Raw genomic sequence first — 18,120 nt, 5'->3', positions numbered from 1 at the left:
GGTCAGAGGCTAATTCAACATGTCTTTGGGCAGAGTAATCTGATATTTTTTCAGACGACGATAAAGAGTTGGGCGAGATACGCTTAACTCTTTTGCTACTGACGATATATTCCAGCGGTGATGCTGTAACATCTCAACTAGTGCTTGTTTCTCAGGTAATTGAACTTCACCCTCGGTAGCACTTGCGGCCGTTTGTTCAGGTGTAAGCGTCGGTATGGGCGTCAACGATGAAGGACTCTGCCATCGATGCATTACACATTCTTCCGGCAAGTGATGTACTGTTATTTCATTTGCTTCACAGATCGCATCTGCAAAAGTCAGGATATTAGATAACTGGCGGATATTACCTGGCCATCCATAGGCGAGTAAAGCACTCATCGCATCCGCTCGTAACCGCACAGTGGGATTAATCCGCTTAAGTAAAGTGTGAATGAGATAGTTCTTATCGGTTCGTGCTTTGAGTGCAGGTAGTTTTAAGGTAGCACCATTCAGCCGATAGAAAAGGTCTTCTCGGAAGCGACCATCAGTGATCAGTTGCGCGATGTTGCAATGAGTAGCCGCAAGGACCCGTACATCCACTTTAATGGGCTTAACTGCACCTACAGGAAGCACCTGCCCTTCGGCTAATACACGAAGTAAACGAGTTTGCAAGTGTAAGGGCATATCACCAATTTCATCTAAAAATAGCGTTCCGCCGCTGGCTTGCAGGATGAGCCCTTTGGCTCCTTTTGCGCGACCACCGGTGAACGTGCCGGGTGCATACCCGAATAACTCGCTCTCAATCAGTGACTCAGCAATTGCTGCACAATTGACCGCCATAAAAGCGTTGTTAGCACGCTCGCTACTAGCGTGGATCGCTTGTGCTAAGACTTCTTTTCCGGTACCTGTTTCTCCGAGTATGAGTATGCTGACATCCCGATCGCGTAGACGTTTGGCTAAACTGATGGTTTGGCGCATAGCTGGATCATCTGCACCTAAGCAATCAAGCGCAGGCAAAGATTCATCCTGTATGCTCCGTGCTTGGAGGACTGCTGGTTTGGGTTTACTCGATAGATTCGACGTTGGCTCAATGAGCATTCCATATAGAATATGTTGGGTACCGGATACTCTGAATGCGCGTGTACCGTCTTTAGTATTATAGGTAATCGACAAGATATCGTGCCACTCGCATTCCAACAATAAGGGTAAAGAAACGCTAGGTTGGTCAAGCACAGTGAGCGTTGATAAAAGAGCTCTAGCTGCAGAATTAGCGGCTAGAATATCGCCTTGCTCATCCACAGCGAATAATAATTGTCCGTTCACTTGGACTAACTCACGTGACTGATCACATCTGAAAATTAAACTGTGTCGGTAGCGTCTTAGGAAATAGGCATCCTCAATCAACCTAGCATACAACTGGGTTAAGTGAAGTGCAAAATTTTGGCTGTCGCGCGTTTTAGATGAATCTAATGCTGAAATATCTAAAACTGCTAGCAATTTACCCGATGGATCTTTAATCGGGGCAGCTGTGCAGGTTAAGCCTATATGAGAGCTATCGAAGTGATCAACACGATGGCAGGTTAACGCTTGCTGTTCTTTAATACAGGTGCCGACAGCGGAAGTTCCCGCATATTGCTCCCTCCAATCAGCGCCTAAGTAAAGCCCGGCCCGATGCAGGCGTTCATTATCATGCTTATTACCCAAGAACTGCACAGTAATACCACGATAATCACTCAACAATACAACATAACCGAGAGCCGCTACTTGGGTATATAACTGCTCTACACCTGCGCGCGCTACATTTAAAAACTCATCTACTGAGTCTTGATGCTCGCGTAAAGTTTGGTGGGTCACAATACGCGCCTGTCTTGGCTCACTTGGATCTAAGCCATATTCGTTTAGACATCGCTGCCAAGAACGTCCGATCATTTCATTGCTAGGCGAATGGTTTGTACTTATCGCTTGATGACCACCATAACTGAGTATTGTATTGATATGGCGACGCTGCTGGCTTGTGCTATGCATAACTGCTCCCTCGTCCGCGGATGCTACTTTTAGTTAACATCTGGACAAGTCTACCCTTAATAGATGGGCTGTCCATAGTGCTTTGTGACAATTTTTAGCAAGGCACGCACAAATAAAGCGACATATGTTTACATTTGTAACAATTGACTTACATATCTCGTTACACTTGGTATGTCAGCCATTACATATGTAAACCTAGGAACAATCAGAATTGACTATTTGACTGCAAAAATAATCAATCATTAAAAATAAAAGAATCTAAAAATCAGATAGCTATCATCCTAAATAAATAAGCACCGGCAGTCAGGCACAGTTACTGCACTATCCTTTCAGACAACCCACTACAGGTTTAATTATCAAGCGGGTAACGAAAGTAATAGCCTTAACGCTATCACAAAAAATAATCTGCATTGGAGATACTGATGAGCAATACCCCATTAAAAAGTCCCGAACTTGACTCGGTTCATTCACCAACGCTTTTAGCACAAATGTGGTTAGAAAAATTAGCCGCTAAACTTAGTTCAGCTACCCCAACAGATGCCGCTGATTTGTTTGAAAAAACAGGCTTCTGGCGTGATCTAATCGTTTTTACATGGAATATAAAAACGCTTGAAGGAAGCGATGCTATTAGTCATATGATCGCGGCAACAATAGATAATGTCCGTCCTTGTAACTGGAAAATTGAAGGAGATGCTACTGAAGCTGACGGCGTTATCGAAGCATGGATCACCTTCGAGACCGTCGTTGCAAAAGGACGCGCATATGTGCGCTTGCGCAATGGACTCGCATGGACATTTTTAAGCACGATGACAGAGCTAAACGATTACCCGGAAAAACGTAATAAACTGCGCCCCAAAGGCACAGAACATGGCGCCAATAAAAACCGTCAAACGTGGCTAGAAAAACGCCAGCATGAAGAAGCTAATCTTGGCTACACGGAACAACCCTACTGCCTGATTATTGGTGGTGGACAAGGGGGCATAGGATTAGGCGCTCGCCTACGGCAACTGGATGTCCCGACAATTGTTATTGACGCCCTACCTAAACCGGGTGACACATGGCGTAATCGCTATAAATCACTTTCGCTGCATGATCCAATCTGGTATGACCACATGCCTTATCTACCTTTTCCTGAAAATTGGCCTGTATTCACCCCAAAAGACAAGGTCGGCGATTGGTTAGAGATGTACACCAAAGTAATGGAGCTAAACTTTTGGGGATCAACACGCTGTACTCGCGCTCAATATGATGAAGAGAAACAAGAATGGACGGTAGATGTTTTTCGCGATGGAGAGAACCTTACACTCCGCCCTAAGCAGTTGATCTTGGCGACTGGCATGTCTGGTATACCGAGTACACCCGACATACCGGGAATGGATACCTTTGAAGGAGAGCAACATCACTCTAGTAAACACCCCGGTGGCGAAGCCTTTAAAGGTAAAAAATGTGTCGTACTAGGCGGCAACAACTCTGCGCATGATATCTGCTGTGCGTTATGGGAAAACGATGCTGACGTAACTATGGTCCAGCGTTCATCCACCCACATTATAAAATCTGACTCGCTGATGGAACTGGTATTAGGAGGCTTATATTCAGAAGAGGCGGTTGAAAGTGGGATGACAACCTATAAAGCCGATTTAACTTTTGCTTCATTGCCTTTCCAGATTATGCCACAGTTCCATATACCGGCTTATCAAGCAGTTGCAGAACGCGATGCTGAATTTTATCAACGTTTAACTGATGCGGGTTTTTTACTCGACTTTGGTGAGGACGGTTCCGGACTGTTTATGAAATATCTGCGTCGCGGTTCAGGTTACTACATTGATGTTGGTGCATCAGACCTAGTCGCTGATGGCCATATTAAACTTAAATCCGGCGTTTCTATTGAAAAAATTAAACCAAAATCGGTGGTATTAACCGACGGAACCGAGCTAGCAGCTGATTTAATTGTTTACGCTACTGGCTATGGTTCAATGAACGGTTGGGCGGCCAAGATAATCTCTCAAGAGGTGGCCGATAAAGTTGGGAAATGCTGGGGTATGGGGTCTGATACGAACAAAGATCCTGGTCCATGGGAAGGTGAACTACGCAATATGTGGAAACCCACGCATCAAGAGGCTCTCTGGTTTCATGGAGGTAACTTGCACCAGTCCCGACACTACTCTCAGTACCTGTCACTGCAGATAAAAGCACGTATGGAAAACATTGATACACCGGTTTACGGAATGGAGCCTGTACACCACCTAAGCTAATGCCGTAGTCCATGAGCAGATATAAATAGGTAGCTTACATAAGCTACCTATTTGTCACGATGCTAGCTTTTTATTGCAATTACAATTGCATTCAGAGGACTGTCGCTCCATCATGTATCCTAAGCAGAAGGCAAAAAAATTCAGCCAACAAATCACTGACCATAAGTACAAAGATAAGCAGTATCGACGGTAGTAGTGACCTTGAATTTTTTATTTGCCTCAATCGTAAACACCTCTGAAGCTGTAAACGTTTTCCACTCTTGTTGTTCTGGTAGTAACACCGTTAATGCCCCACTAACAACCGTCATAGTTTCAAATTCGCTAGTACCAAACTCATACTCACCCGGAGCCATAACCCCAACCGTTGCAGACTGAACAGCAGTATTAAAGGCAATTGATGCTACCTTGCGCTCAAAATATTCGTTTACGTTAAACATATTTATCTTTCCAATTCAAAACTAAAGACCCAGTAGTCTACATTTTTGCGACCTGACTGTAAGCAATGGCAATTAATTTAATTTATTCGAGCACCCATGCTAGCTTCCTTTCGCTCTCTTTATCTGTTTCTTTATTTTTTGATATCGTCATCTGTTACATCAACAGTTTCTTCATCACTTTTCGTCCTAGTTTGCGCAGTGGCGACGTTTTCCGTGTTAAGCCCATTGTCCATTGATGCCGGTGTTCCATCTGGGAAAGCAACAAAAGGAAACGGCATTTCGTTAGTTTTGAAGGTTAAAAATAAGGTGATTTGATAGATATAAGTACTCAAATTTTGACCAAAAGGTATCACTGCTTGATTTACCTCTCCTTTAAACAGAAGTGTCAGAAATTGAAAAATTGCCGTCAAGGATACGATAAATTTTGCCACACCTGAAAATATGCTGAACAGAACCATGAATAAGCCTCGCTTCCACGTATCCACATTAGTTAATCTTGCTTTAATTTTTTCGTCCATTTAATTCTCCTAAAAACAGTATTGTAAGTTGTTCATTCTTCTTAACTATAGCAATAATAAAGCCAATAATATTTACAATTAAATCATATAGTTAAGTTTAATCTTTGACAATAAAATACAAAAATAACGAATTATTGTTTTTTATCGCCACATTATGACGAAAATCACCAACATCATAACAAGCGTAAATTCTAACAAAATTAAGGTCGACCAAGCATCTAACAGAGCACCATTTTAAATAGCGGTTGAGCCCCCATCCACTGGCAGAGCGACTCCTGTGGTAAAGCAGGCTAAGTCTGAACACAAATATAACACAGCCCCAGCGACTTCTTCAGGTTGACCAATACGTCCAACGGGATGGAGATTTTTTACATACTGCTGTTTTTGCGGATCGTTCTGTGTTGCCCGCTTATACATATCGGTATCAATAACGGCCGGACAAACGGCGTTAACACGTAGACCTTTTTTACCATATTCGACAGCGGCTGATTTGGTTAGCCCAATCACAGCATGTTTGCTGGCGCAGTAAATACTCATTTTCGGTGCTGCACCCAAACCAGCAATAGACGCCGTATTTACAATGGCCGAAGATGGTTGTAGCAGCATCGCCGGAATTTGATATTTCATGCAGCGCCAAACGCCTTTGACGTTGACGTCCATTATTTTGTCATAAACAGCTTCGTCGCCATCGGCCAATTTACTTTGTTCAATTTCGATACCTGCATTATTAAAGGCGATGTCTAATTTTCCGTAGATTGCTAAGGTGCCATCAACCAGTGCTTTAACATCTTGATCTTGTGTTACATCGCAAAGAATGAATGTAGCAATGCCGCCGGCTTGAGTGATTTTCGACGCTGTTTCTTCACCATCGGCTTGATTAATATCAGCTACCACCACACTGGCACCTTGTTGCGCAAATGCTAGGGCCGTTGCGCGACCAATACCGTTACCAGCACCCGTTATTAAAACTACTTTATTATTAAAATTATTCAACGCATTAACCCAAATGTATGTAAGTCCCTAGACCTTAGAGTGTTTACTCAAATAGTGGAAATTATTTACTTTCATGGGAGTCTATTAGTCTGAATAATTATGAATAGTCCGCGCAGTCGAACGCTGAGATGCAGACCTTTGCAATGCTGGATTGGATCAGCGCTTTGCATCACTAGACATTGGTAATGTGGCTGAGTATCCTATACCTAATCCAACACTAAATTGATATTGTTATGACCGATACTCAACACAACCCAGACCTTCATTTATTGTGGCCGACGCCATTTCTGCGAACCAAGTTCGCTGATAATGTCGAAGTTAATAAAGCACTGGTAACACTTTTTGTTGCGCATCGAAATAATAATGACAAGCTAAAAGCGCCTGTTTATTCTAGTAGTGACGACTTATTAATGCGCTATAGCCATCCAGAACTGAACGCATTATTTACATTTATTTCTGACCAACTATTTCAGATGTCGACTCAAGTGAACGCTAAACTTTGGCAGTTCAGTTCCTCTAAAAAGCTACAAATGAATGTTGTTGGCGCTTGGTTTCAAATCCAAAATGGTCACGGTCTTCATGAGACGCATAATCATGGCAATTGTGCTTGGTCTGGCGTTTATTATGTGCAAGTTGATGATGAAGAAAGTCGTGTCGCTAATAAAGAATTGGGTGAAATGAATGGTGTAACCCGATTTTATGGTCACCAAATGGATATAATTGGTGGAGGCTATATGGATTCGGGCAATCTATACCTGCAAGACAATAGTTTTGACTCGCCACCTGAAGAAGGCGTTTTGTGCATTTTCCCCTCACACCTGAAACATATGGCAATGCCCTATATTGGTAAAAAAGACCGAATTGTTGTGTCGTTTAATGTCCAGGTACATGGCGACCAAGGGGATGGCTTGTTTGACCATAGCTTTACCAACAAACTGTAAATCGACACTAATAGGCTATGGTGTTTTGGCATAAAAGTCTGAATAATATAAGCCAACAAGCATTTCCGCCGCATAGACGCATCCAAGGCAGCACATTGACAACTCTTGGTCATGGATTACAACGGTTTCGGTTGGTTTTCCATGGCTGATCAGCTTGCAGTGAGCGCACTCATAACTTAGCGCTCTGCATGCCGATGTATTAGACATTGCATTCATCCATACCTTCGACTAGTGCATGCCAGGCCAGCATCACGCATTTTTTCCGCGCAGGATGTCGGCGCACGGCCTCGAGTGGTAACAGCATATCAGGTATATTGACGTCTTCTCCGGCTATCCATCGTTGCATTTGAGCAGCTATACTTTTTACATACTCAGCCGACTGTCCTTTAGTGGATTCAGTCATCATTGAAGCCGACGCGATGCACACGGAACAACCTCGACCTCTAAATTGAATCGAGTGTATAATATTCCCAGTCAGGCTAAAACCAACTTCAATGTCATCCCCACAGCGCGGATTAGAGCCTCTTTTAACAATTTGCATTGTGCTTAACTCTCCGACTACTTTATTTCGAGGTTTCTTAAAGTGATCCAGCAACTGTGCTTTATATAACTGCGAGTCTGACATTAGGCAAAGACCTTCTCAGCGTACTCTAGTGCATTCACCACAGCCCTAATATCATCGTTAGTGTTATACACAGAAATACTGATACGCAATGTTGAGCTGACTCCCAGATGTTTTAATAGTGGTTGAGCACAATGGTGACCAGCTCGAACAGCAACACCAGAGTCGCCCATAATTTGGGCAAGGTCATGAGCATGGATCACATCATGATAAAAGCTAACAATGCCTGAAGACAGATGCTTGGCAGGTGAAACTAGGTGCAGATTTGGATAATGTGATAGTTGTTGATATAGACTACTCGCCAATTCTCCAATATGCGTCTTAATGTTTGCTTGACCCAAGGACTCGACAAAGTCGCACGCTGCTGCAAAACCAACGGCACCCACAAGATTAGGTGAGCCCGCTTCAAAACGATGCGGCGCTTCACTCCAAGTGGTGTCAGCGATGTGGTCGGCGGCAAAGTCGACCATACCTCCTCCTAGTCTTACTGGTTGCACTTGATCAAGTCTATCTGGCGCTATATACAGCAGCCCAATGCCAGTTGGTGCAAACATTTTATGTGCAGAGAAGACCAAAAAGTCACAGCCAAGCTGTTGCACATTAATCGTATTACTCACCACCGCCTGAGCGGCATCAATGAGAACCGGGATATGCATTTGCTTGGCTTGCTTGCAGATGGCTCCTACATCATTGGTCGTGCCCAATACATTGGATGTTTGGGTCAGTGCAATCATCGCTGTCGTATCAGAAAATATATCAAGGTGTCGGTCTAGGTCTAATTCGCCAGCACTGTTGAGCTCGATTATGCGCAGATTCGCCCCCGATTTTTCACACACATCTTGCCAAGGTAGATAGTTTGAGTGATGTTCCATGCGTGTTACCCACACATTTTGTCCTGGTTTTAAGCGCGCTAGCAAAAAGCCTTGTGCCACTTGGTTGATACTGTCCGTTGCTGAGGCAGTAAAAATCACTGATGTATCAGTTTCAGCGCCTATAAAACTTTTGAGTCGTTCTCGCGCTTGTTCATATCGCGTCGTTGTTTGTTCAGCCAAAGGATAAAAGCCGCGGTTAACAGGGCTATGAAATAGCCGCATGGCATCATCCATTGCCTGCATCACCACCTCTGGTTTTTGCGAGGTGGCTGCGTTATCTAAATAACTCAAGTTTCGCGTTAATTCATTATTTCTAAAAATAGGAAAAAGCGCTTTAACACGTTCAGGATTAATCCGCCCGCCTAGGTTACTTTGCTTGTCAGTCCGGGTCTTAGATAAAGTCGCAGAATTCATTTTTTATTCACCAGCCGCCAGTTTATGAGCTTGGTGTAGTGTCGCGACCGCCCCGCCCGCATCTTCCACCAACAATTTATCTCTGTTTCTTATGCCTGTGCCACCGCGACGCAACAATGTAATTTCACTCAAAATACACAACGCAATTTCTTCTGGTGTTTGCGGACCTAAATCTAAGCCTGAGGGTGCAACGACGCGACTAATCTCATCTTCACTAACGTGTTCTTCGCGTAAATAATCCAATACCAGTCTTGCACGCTTGCGGCTAGCTATAAGCGCTATATAACCCGCATCGCAACTCAGTGCTTGTTTAATAGACTCATGGTCGCCTTTATGTTGTGTCGCTATTATTACATAGTCATTTGGCTTAGGTGTTAATTGACTATAATCTAGATCATCGGTAATGATATGCTCGGCAGCAGGAAATTTATCCCGCGTAGCACCAAGGTCATTTACGATCACTCGATAGCTTAGTATATCGCCCATAGCACAAATTACTTCAGCTACTTTGCCATGCCCCATAACCCATATAGTAGGCTCCGGTAACACAGGCTCTACATAGACTTTCATACCGCCTCCACAAGGCATTCCTGCACCCAACATTTCATCATCTAAGTCAATTTCCATCATCGCTGTTTGATTTGTTTCAATACATTCAATGGCCTTTTCGCAAGTGCTTGATTCGGCACAGCCCCCTCCTATCCAGCCGCTGACGACTCGACCCTGAGCATCAATAATAGCTTTGGAAGCTGTTTTTGCTGAAACTGAACCATAGGTGTCTACAACCGTTGCCACAGCAAATGGTTCTTGCCTCTGTTGCATATCATTCATGATGTCGAAAATACTACGAGCCATAATTATTTCTCTTTAAGTACATACTTATTTATGCATTACGGTCATGCATTGCGAGCACGCGGTTGTTTTGTATCATACTCTTTGTGCTGCAATCGTTGCCTGACATTCTGCAGTGCTTCCGGCGTATCTAAATCAAAGGTAACGTGGTCGTTTTGAGCTTCAAATACAGTGACTTCTTGAGGTTGTTTTTGGATTAACTTACGACACCCCAAGTTTTTCTCACCGTTGAGGATAGCTTGACGCTGCGAATGATCCAAAATAATCGGATTGCCCCTTTCACCTAAATATTGTGGAACCAATATCGATGTTGTACATTTATCAAACGCTAAGTGCATTGCGTATAAATCTGCCTTATCAAGTAATACTAAATCTGCCAGGCAAATAATAATGCCGTCTGTATTTTTAGTTAGTGATTTTATACCAGTATACACGGAAGTCATTTGGCCTTCACGATAGTCGTGGTTTTCTACTAAACTGACAGGCAAATCAATTAACTCACTGGCAACTAACGTAGCTTCGTGTCCAACAACCACGACAATTTCATCCAGTCCGTAGTCAACCAATAATTGTGCCGTTCTGCGAACCAGTGATTGTCCTTCGATATTGATTAGCAGTTTATTTTGTTCTCCCATCCTCGACGAAAGGCCGGCGGCCAATAACACGCAAGATAATCGTTTTGAAGTCATTATATTTGTCATTTAGATGAGCAGCAACTGCTCGATTCAGGCGGCTTGGCTGCTAACTCAGAATTCGTATTAGCGCTCTCGTTTTGTATGTCAGGCGGAGTATACATACTCTCGCTTCTAGCATTTTTAAACTGTATAAGCTCAGCTAACAGCGCAACAGCGATTTCTTCTGGCGTATTGGCTCCGATTTTAAGGCCTGCTGGATACCGAACATTGTTGATTGCGTCCGACGAAAACGTTGTCACAGCCACCTTTTCTAATAGCTTTATCGCTTTTTTTGAACTAGCCACCAATGCAGTATAGGGTGACGCGATTTTCAATGCCGCTTTTAGGCCCGCTTCATCCCGTTTTCCTTGAGTTGACACAACAACGTATGGCATACGATTAAAATGTCCGTCCGATATTTCAAGGCTGTCGAGCACACTCACCGCACTGGAAAAAAGCGCATTAGATGTGTCTTCTGCCGCAACAGTAACCTCAAAACCAGACATAGAGGCAATTTTTGATAAGGCTTGGGCAACCGGAGAGGCCCCTATAATTAACAATAATGGTTTCACAGTAATTGGCTCTATAAATATATCTAAGGTCCCACCTGAGTGGCACGCCATATTAAATTTGACGATACCATCTTCCAACGCAGTTTGATGCGTCGGGGTGACTCTAATCAGCTGTGGTTGTCCTGTCTTAATGCATTCTCGTACGGTTTTAATAACAGCTGGCTGTGCACAACCGCCTCCTATCCAACCAAAAATGTCCCCTTCAAAAGTAACTATTGCTTTTGCCCCCGGTTTTGCTGACGTTGGTGATTCGCAACGAACTACTGTGACCAAAGTAAAGTGCTTCCCTTGTTGAAGTAATTGTTCTGCTTTTAGTTCCAGTTCGGTTGAATTAATCATGCTGTTTTTCCTTAACGTGCTACCAAGTTTTAGTTAACGCACCTTCAAGTGCAGCCAGTGATTCTAGGTTGTTGGCTGGAGCGAATAAATCAATAAAAGGCAACGCTGCAGACATACCAGCAGCGATTGGTTCATATCCATCATGGCCTAGTAATGGATTTAACCAGACAATTTTTCTGCAACGTCGTTTTAGTATTTGCATCTCGCTGGTAAGCTCTTCGCATGGACCAGCGTCAAGGCCATCGCTAACAATCATGACTAAAGAGCGTTTATTAACACTCTGCCCATATTGTTGATTAAACTTATGCAGACTTTCGCCAATTTTAGTGCCCCCAGACCAATCATCCGACATCATCGCTAGGCTATTTCTAACTCGCATTAAATCGGTTTGTTTTAAGGCATTGGTGATTGGCAAAAGCTGTGTGTTATAGGCATAAGCTTGGACATCTTTAAACACATTAATGAGTCCCCTTGCAAAACGTAAAAACAAAAAACTATACATAGCCATTGAGCGACTCACGTCGACAATAATAATGAGTTTCGGCGTCTGTGGCTTTAGCCGTTTTTTGCAGAGTTCAAGAGGTGTACCCCCGTAACGTAAACTCTTGCGTATGGTTCTGCGAAGGTCGATTTTGCCTTTGTTTGCCTGATATTGGTAACGTCGGGAAATTCGTTTTTTCATTTTTTTCGCTAGACGTTCTATCAAGCGCTCCATTTTACGCATTTCATCGGGATCTTTTATTGAATGAAAATCTTCCTTGGCAAGATTTGCTCGTGAGCTTGCACCTTCTTTGGTGCCGCTCGCTTCTGGCACATCCTCGCCTTCTTGCTCAGCGGCTGTATCGGCTGACGATGGTTTAGGCGTTTGCTTTCTATCTCCTTCAGATTGTTGCTTTTGCTGCTCAGGTGACTTTTTCTTCGCCGCAGGAGATTGATTTGCTTGAACGAATTGTTTGGTATTTGATGACAACCAATACGCATTAAAAACCTCATCGAATTTTTTCCAATCATCTTCATTCGAGCAAATTAATGCTTTTAAGCCTAATTTAAAGGAATATTTGTCGCTTATATAACAATACTCAGCAACTTTGAGTGCGTCGACTTGCTCAGCAATACCAACGCGAAAATTATTGTTACGCGCATGACGAATGAACTCAACAACCCGGCGAGTTAAATGTTCAGAAAACTCATCACAATATACTTTGTTTGATTGTGTCATCAATCAGCTCTAAATTAGACTGCGCGAGCGATCAGTCGCTCTATTTCAAAAGGCTCTAAGCGCATCGAATCTTCTCGTGTTTTTAATAGACAAACTAAGCTGTCTTGAATGACCTCCATATCCTCGTCTAAGCTAGTAATACCTAAATTCAACAGTGCAGCAGCCCAATCGAGTGTTTCCGCAACTCCGGGCACTTTTTGTAAATCAATCTTGCGTAAATCCTGAATGAAAGCAACCACCTGCCGAGCAAGTTGAGGACCAATTTCAGGTACGCGTTTATTGACAATTTGAAGTTCTTTATCGAAGCTAGGGTAGTCAACATAATGATAGAAGCACCTACGCCGAAGCGCGTCGCTCAACTCTCTTGTACCGTTCGATGTTAATACCACGAAAGGAATAGATTTGGCCTTTATAGTTCCTATTTCAGGAATACTCACTTGAAATTCTGAAAGTAGTTCTAACAAATAAGCTTCAAATTCTTCATCTGCTCTGTCAATTTCATCGATCAGTAAAACAGGTGACTTTTCTTGCATGATAGCCGCTAGCAACGGCCGCTGTAATAAGTATTTTTCACTAAAAAGCTCACTCTCCATCGAGCCATTTGGGTTATTCTGCTGTCGCTCTTCGAGCATTTTAATTGAGAGTAGCTGATGCTGATAATTCCACTCGTAAACCGCCGAGTTAACATCTAGACCTTCATAACATTGCAAACGAATGAGAGGACAATCATAAAGCTGAGAGATAACCCTCGCTATTTCAGTTTTACCAACACCCGCATCGCCTTCCAGCAATAATGGACGTTTCATATCTGAAAATAGTAAGAGACTTGCTGATAAATTACGTTCGGCTATGTAGCCAAGCTCCGACAATTTCCCCTGAAACTCAGCGATGCGATTAACTTTAGTCATCAGTATTTAATCACTCTATTTTTTCGAATTAAAAAGACTACCAAACCAACCCACAAAAACGGACCAAGCGAATGCGAGTCCATTTAATTCCGCAGGTTGCTCTGCAATTTTATCCCGCGCCATTTCAGCTTCTTCACCTTCACCCATGCTGGCAACATTATTGGCAAAACTTTTTCCAAATTGATTTAGCATTTGATCCGCAACTTGGGTCATCATTCGACCTCCTAGACTGGCCGCTTTGCCATTTACGGTTACTGTTGCAACACCTTGAAGAACACTTTTACCATCGTCACTGTCTTCTACCCATGCTCGTAAATCCATGGTGGCAGAGGATGAACCTTTAGTGTCCTGTCCTTTCCCAATCATATGCAATTCACGTTTTGCGGCATCTATATTTTGGATAATAATATCGCCATTGAAGGACATAGTTGCCGGTCCAATTTTTGCCTTAACTTTACCTTTATAATTTCCATCGCCTAGGTCTTCCGTAATCTCAGCACCGGGCATACAGCTAGCAACACCTCTAATATCTTGCAAGAAAGTCCAGGCTTGGAGGCCAGTACCAGGCAGTGAAAACTCTTTGTTTAAATCGACTTTCATTTTTTAATAATTCCAATATAAAGAAAATAACAAACCAGTCCTGATAGCTATCAGGACTGGTTTGAGACGGGCTAACGAATTAGCTAATTGTCTAGTAATCCAAGTGCTTTAATTTGCTTCCAAACGCGATAGGCATTGTGAGGCATATCCATGTGAGTGACGTCTAAATGCGCAAAGGCGTCAACCATAGCGGAAGTGAAGGTTGGAATACTGCCAACATGGGGTGACTCAGCGACACCTTTGGCACCAATTGGATGGTGTGGTGAAGGTGTAACGGTATAGTCTGTTTCCCACTTGGGTGTTTCAACGAAGGTTGGTAAAAAATAATCCATTAAGGTATTACCTAGCAGGTTACCTTCCTCGTCGTATGGCATTTCTTGTCCCATTGCGACAGCATATCCTTCAGTAAGACCACCATGAATTTGGCCATCAATAATCATCGGGTTTATGCGTGTACCGCAGTCGTCTAGGGCATAGAATCGACGTATGTCAGTTACGCCGGTGTCTTTGTCGATGTCGACAACACAGAGGTAGGCACCAAATGGAAAAGTGAAGTTTGGTGGATCATAGTAATCAACCGCTTCAAGACCAGGCTCCATTCCTTCTGGTACATTATTATATGCCGCCCATGCGATGTCCTTCATGGTTTTTTCTTGACCCGGAACACCTTTCACTTTAAAGCGATCAACTTCCCACTCAAGATCGTCTTCACTTACCTCTAGTAGATGAGCCGCTATTTTCTTTGCTTTCGCTTTAATTTTACGCGCAGCTACCGCTGTTGCAGCACCACCTACAGGCGTAGAACGAGAACCATAGGTTCCCAGTCCATAGGGTGAAGTATCGGTATCACCTTCCTCAATTGCAATTTCGTCAGATGTAATACCCAATTCAGAAGCAATGATTTGTGCATATGTTGTTTGATGGCCTTGTCCTTGGGTAATAGTGCCCATGCGGGCCATCACTGAACCTGTAGGATGAACCCTAATTTCAGCACTATCGAACATACCAACGCCCAGAATATCGCAAGATTTAGAAGGCCCAGCACCAACCACTTCAGTAAACGTGACTAAGCCAATACCCATTAACTCGCCGTTCGCTCGTTTTTCTTCTTGTTCTCGCCGCAGGCCTTTATAATCGACCGCATCGAGCACTTTCTCCAGCGCAGTATGGTAGTCGCCCGAATCCAACTCGAAACCTAAGCAAGTTGTATACGGAAATTGTTCTTTTTTAACGAAATTACGGCGACGGATCTCTGCTTTATCAATACCAAGTTTCTGTGCTAGAACATCAATGGTGCGCTCAATAACGTAAACCGCTTCAGTCACACGGAATGAGCATCGATAAGAAACGCCACCCGGGGCTTTGTTTGTATACACGCCATCGACATTCAAATGCGCGACGGGAATATCGTAAGAACCCGTGCATATATGCATGAACCCGGCAGGAAATTTAGATGGATCAGCACATGAATCAAATGCACCATGATCGGCTAACACGTTGACTCGCAAAGCTTTGATGATACCGTTGCTGTCTGCAGCGAGTTCGCCACGCATATGATAGTCACGGGCAAATGCCGTAGTCGAAATGTTTTCCATACGGTCTTCGACCCATTTAACTGGGACGCCCAAGACGATAGAAGCGACGATAGAAGCCACATAACCCGGATAGATACCGACCTTATTACCAAAGCCGCCGCCAATATCAGGGGAAACGATGCGTACGCTGCTTTCAGGAAGACCAGAAAGCATAGATACCACGGTACGAACAACATGTGGTGCTTGTGATGTTAAATAAACCGTTAGCTTGCCGTTTATTTTATCCATCGACGCAACACACCCACAGGTCTCTAATGGACATGGATGTACTCGATGATAGACCATATCCTGTGATACGGTCACTTCTGCGGCATCAAAAACACGGTCAGTTGCATCTTTCTCACCGGCTTGCCAGTTAAAGATATGGTTGTCATGTTTACGCGTGCTGTGCGCGCCTTCCATTTTGCCAACAAGATCTTCACGTAAAATTGGAGCTTCCGTGGTCATTGCCTTGTGTGGGTCAACCAACACGGGCAATTCTTCATATTCTACTTCAACGAGATCGATTGCGTCGGCAGCAATGTAGCGGTCATCGGCAACAACTAAAGCGACTTCTTGATATTGGAAGTGGACTTTTTCGTCGGCTAAAACAGCTTGCACATCACCCGCCAAAGTTGGCATCCAGTGAAGATTAAGGGGCTTCAAATCTGCTGCGGTTAAAACAGCGTGTACGCCGGGTAACGCTAATGCTTTTTCTGTATTAATGCTTATGATTCGGGCATGAGCATACGGACTTCTGACCATATCTGCGAACAACATACCAGGCATTTTAATGTCGTCGGTATAATTGCCTTTACCTTGAATAAAACGAGCATCTTCTTTGCGTTTGCGCGAGCAACCAACACCATTTAATGAGTCTTCGCGTTTTTGCTTATCTGCTACTGTATCCATTACTCAGTACCTCACGCTTGCTGTAAGTTTTTAGCGGCTGTTTTTACCGCATTGATGATGTTCTGATAGCCAGTGCAACGACATAAATTACCAGACATGCCCCAACGAATTTCTTCATCGTTAGGATCTGGGTTCTCTTGCAAGAACCGATAGGCGCGCATTAGCATGCCGGGAGTGCAAAAACCGCACTGCAAACCATGTTCATCAACAAATGCTTGCTGAATAACATGAAGTCCATCGGCAGTTGCCATACCTTCCACACTTTTGACGTCAGAACCAGCGGTTTGAACAGTCAATAATGTGCACGATTTAACCGATTCACCATCAATATCGACAGTACATACGCCGCAGTGTGACGTTTCACAACCAATGTGTGCGCCTGTTTGGTTTAAATTTTCTCGGAGCGTATGGATCAATAGCTCACGTGGCTCAACGAGTACGTCAACGGTTTTGCCGTTGAGTGTAAATGAAACTGCTTGCTTAGCCATGATTACTCCTTTGCGTTTTCGATAGCTTGGATAATTGCTCGGCGAGCCATGATGGCTGCCATATGAGACTTGTACTCTTCATCACCGCGCAAATCGACGGCGGGATCACATGCCGCAACAATCGCTTTTTCAACGGCCTTTAACAAAACGTCGTCAACTCGGTTGCCTCGAATTAAATCTTCAGCGGCTTCGGCACGAATTGCCATAGGAGCAACGTTGGTTAATCCAATCCGAATATCACGCACAACATCACCGTTCATTTCAACCACTACGGCTGAGCCTGCGACTGCATAGTCACCGGTTTTACGTTTTAGCTTATGATAACCATGCCCAGTGCCCGACTTTAATGCCGGCACTTTGATAGCAACCAAAATCTCGTACTCGTCAAGAGCAGTCCAGTAGGTTCCCAAGAAAAAACCATTTGCTGGGATCGTTCGTTCGCCATCGGGGCCATGAATAACCAGCTGCGCATCCAATGCTAGCATGACGGCTGGATGGTCATTTCCGGGATCTCCGTGCGCGACATCGCCACCAATAGTGCCTTTATTTCGAACTTGAGGGTCAGCTACGAGCTTTGCAGCCTCCACTAGCAGTGGACAATACTGTTGCAACGTATCCGATCTGATCAGTTCACTTTCTGTGGTCATTGCACCAATAGTAATGGTGTCACCATCGATACTAATGCCCTTTAGACCCTCTATACCATTGATGTCGACTAGATAGGGTGCTTCAGAAAAACGTAACTTCATCATAGGAAGCAAGCTGTGCCCACCGGCAAGTAGCTTAGCATCCTCATTGTCCTGTAGTTTCGCGATGGCATCAGCGATGCTAGTCGCTTTGTGGTATTCAAAACACGATGGAATCATGTAGACCTCACATTGTTGAGTTGCTATTAATCGAAGGAGTCAAAACGTGAACCTTTATTTTTT

Annotated in this window: 18 protein-coding genes; 2 read left to right on the top strand and 16 right to left on the bottom strand. The window is 43.8% G+C overall.

Annotated features, from left to right (window positions below; all coding sequences use genetic code 11):
• Positions 1-9: 9 nt before the first annotated feature.
• Complete coding sequence (locus CXF81_RS10505; protein WP_101181315.1) at positions 10-2,004, bottom strand: sigma-54-dependent Fis family transcriptional regulator; 1,995 nt, start codon at positions 2,002-2,004, stop codon at positions 10-12.
• Between the two features lie 422 nt (positions 2,005-2,426).
• Between CXF81_RS10505 and CXF81_RS10500 the strand changes: the two genes are divergently transcribed.
• Positions 2,427-4,256, top strand: a complete 1,830-nt coding sequence (locus tag CXF81_RS10500) for an NAD(P)/FAD-dependent oxidoreductase (protein WP_198556379.1) — start codon at positions 2,427-2,429, stop codon at positions 4,254-4,256.
• A 152-nt stretch (positions 4,257-4,408) separates the two neighbouring features.
• Here the strand turns inward: CXF81_RS10500 and CXF81_RS10495 are convergent, their stop codons facing one another.
• The 3 genes from CXF81_RS10495 to CXF81_RS10485 all read right to left on the bottom strand — a co-directional run bounded on the left by CXF81_RS10495 (position 4,409) and on the right by CXF81_RS10485 (position 6,204).
• A complete protein-coding gene (locus CXF81_RS10495; RefSeq protein WP_101181314.1) occupies positions 4,409-4,693 on the bottom strand; it encodes a pyrimidine/purine nucleoside phosphorylase in 285 nt (94 codons plus the stop codon).
• Positions 4,694-4,824: 131 nt separating this feature from the next.
• A complete protein-coding gene (locus tag CXF81_RS10490; RefSeq protein ID WP_101181313.1) occupies positions 4,825-5,211 on the bottom strand; it encodes a DUF4389 domain-containing protein in 387 nt (128 codons plus the stop codon).
• A gap of 234 nt (positions 5,212-5,445) precedes the next feature.
• Positions 5,446-6,204, bottom strand: coding sequence for an SDR family oxidoreductase (locus tag CXF81_RS10485; protein ID WP_101181312.1), 759 nt, complete (start codon positions 6,202-6,204; stop codon positions 5,446-5,448).
• 233 nt (positions 6,205-6,437) lie between these two features.
• Between CXF81_RS10485 and CXF81_RS10480 the strand changes: the two genes are divergently transcribed.
• Positions 6,438-7,145 carry a TIGR02466 family protein gene (locus CXF81_RS10480; protein ID WP_101181311.1) on the top strand — a complete coding sequence of 236 codons (708 nt, stop codon included), beginning with the start codon at positions 6,438-6,440 and terminating at the stop codon, positions 7,143-7,145.
• A 15-nt stretch (positions 7,146-7,160) separates the two neighbouring features.
• Here CXF81_RS10480 and CXF81_RS20685 read toward each other — a convergent pair whose 3' ends face one another.
• From CXF81_RS20685 to CXF81_RS10420, 12 genes are all read right to left on the bottom strand, one after another.
• Positions 7,161-7,352, bottom strand: a complete 192-nt coding sequence (locus CXF81_RS20685; protein ID WP_157825549.1) for a heavy metal translocating P-type ATPase metal-binding domain-containing protein — start codon at positions 7,350-7,352, stop codon at positions 7,161-7,163.
• Entirely contained in the window at positions 7,345-7,770 is a 426-nt protein-coding gene (sufU, locus tag CXF81_RS10470) for a Fe-S cluster assembly sulfur transfer protein SufU (RefSeq protein ID WP_101181309.1), read from the bottom strand. The genes CXF81_RS20685 and sufU overlap by 8 nt, the downstream gene beginning before the upstream one ends.
• Positions 7,770-9,053 (bottom strand): aminotransferase class V-fold PLP-dependent enzyme, encoded by a 1,284-nt coding sequence (locus CXF81_RS10465; RefSeq protein WP_101181308.1) that lies wholly within the window; start codon positions 9,051-9,053, stop codon positions 7,770-7,772. Before CXF81_RS10465 ends, sufU begins: the two co-directional genes overlap by 1 nt.
• Before the next feature lie 3 nt (positions 9,054-9,056).
• On the bottom strand, positions 9,057-9,908 hold the full coding sequence (locus CXF81_RS10460; RefSeq protein ID WP_101181307.1) for an XdhC family protein: 852 nt from the start codon (positions 9,906-9,908) through the stop codon (positions 9,057-9,059).
• Positions 9,909-9,949: 41 nt separating this feature from the next.
• Positions 9,950-10,594, bottom strand: coding sequence for an NTP transferase domain-containing protein (locus CXF81_RS10455; RefSeq protein WP_157825548.1), 645 nt, complete (start codon positions 10,592-10,594; stop codon positions 9,950-9,952).
• 8 nt (positions 10,595-10,602) lie between these two features.
• On the bottom strand, positions 10,603-11,490 hold the full coding sequence (locus CXF81_RS10450) for an XdhC family protein (RefSeq protein ID WP_101181305.1): 888 nt from the start codon (positions 11,488-11,490) through the stop codon (positions 10,603-10,605).
• 19 nt (positions 11,491-11,509) lie between these two features.
• On the bottom strand, positions 11,510-12,709 hold the full coding sequence (locus CXF81_RS10445) for a VWA domain-containing protein (RefSeq protein ID WP_101181304.1): 1,200 nt from the start codon (positions 12,707-12,709) through the stop codon (positions 11,510-11,512).
• Positions 12,710-12,723: 14 nt separating this feature from the next.
• Positions 12,724-13,617, bottom strand: coding sequence for a MoxR family ATPase (locus CXF81_RS10440; protein ID WP_006009539.1), 894 nt, complete (start codon positions 13,615-13,617; stop codon positions 12,724-12,726).
• 15 nt (positions 13,618-13,632) lie between these two features.
• A complete protein-coding gene (locus tag CXF81_RS10435; RefSeq protein WP_101181302.1) occupies positions 13,633-14,217 on the bottom strand; it encodes an SRPBCC family protein in 585 nt (194 codons plus the stop codon).
• Between the two features lie 83 nt (positions 14,218-14,300).
• Positions 14,301-16,703 (bottom strand): aerobic carbon-monoxide dehydrogenase large subunit, encoded by a 2,403-nt coding sequence (locus tag CXF81_RS10430; protein WP_101181301.1) that lies wholly within the window; start codon positions 16,701-16,703, stop codon positions 14,301-14,303.
• An 11-nt stretch (positions 16,704-16,714) separates the two neighbouring features.
• A complete protein-coding gene (locus CXF81_RS10425) occupies positions 16,715-17,191 on the bottom strand; it encodes a (2Fe-2S)-binding protein (protein WP_101181300.1) in 477 nt (158 codons plus the stop codon).
• 2 nt (positions 17,192-17,193) lie between these two features.
• Complete coding sequence (locus tag CXF81_RS10420; protein WP_101181299.1) at positions 17,194-18,057, bottom strand: xanthine dehydrogenase family protein subunit M; 864 nt, start codon at positions 18,055-18,057, stop codon at positions 17,194-17,196.
• Between the last annotated feature and the right edge of the window lie 63 nt (positions 18,058-18,120).

This window comes from Glaciecola sp. 33A, assembly GCF_002836745.1.
Taxonomy (GTDB): Bacteria; Pseudomonadota; Gammaproteobacteria; order Enterobacterales; family Alteromonadaceae; genus Glaciecola.
The sequence above is the reverse complement of the archived record's forward strand: the minus strand, read 5'-3'. Positions and strand labels throughout refer to the sequence as shown.